At 35.9% G+C, this 699-nt stretch carries 1 protein-coding gene; it reads right to left on the bottom strand.

Features of this window, described 5'->3' with window-relative positions; genetic code table 11:
• Positions 1–221: 221 nt before the first annotated feature.
• Complete coding sequence (locus ACFIO5_RS11940) at positions 222–452, bottom strand: hypothetical protein (protein WP_120100939.1); 231 nt, start codon at positions 450–452, stop codon at positions 222–224.
• Between the last annotated feature and the right edge of the window lie 247 nt (positions 453–699).

Raw genomic sequence — 699 nt, forward strand, 5'->3', positions numbered from 1 at the left:
CCCGCGCTTACGTTAAGTATTTCGTGCATCAATCATTCTGCAACAACCACCGCGGCACTTGGAAATTTATGCGTCTCTTCGAGCAAAGTACGCTTATATTCATGTACAACTTTCATCCTTAGATGCAAAATCATCTTTAGCTAAAGCAACTTAACATTGCAGTGAGGGTCCATAGAGCGTGTGTATTAACTGGTACTAAATTTCACATGATAGTGCGTATTTTAGGATCTATTGCTATGAGAAGTAAGATCAATAACTTTACCCCAAAAAACATCATAATTTAAATTATCAAAAGCATTCTTCAAAACCCATGAATTAAGACTTGTAAGAATAACACCACCAGCAGCTGCGATTGTTTTGACAAATACATACACTTTAGCACCGCGATTATTATTAGTTATAAAAACAATAACTTCTTTAAATTGCTTCTCAGTAGGGTATAAATTAAGCATGTTTTTCTAGTCATTTTTTACGGAATTAAACTCTGCAAATTTACCGAACTTACTCCTTATTGTAAGCAGAACTCTATGGACAGTGGAACTATGCCCTTATAGTTAATGCTTATAGCGCTTTATTAAATAACCTACGCGCACATAGTTAAAGAGAGAAACGATTAAGCTGGCACCAATCATGCCAAACCAATAGCCAATAAAGCCATATTCAAAAAAATGTGCCATGAGCGCTCCCCCAAATAAGCCT

The organism is Bartonella sp. AA86SXKL, assembly GCF_042196885.1.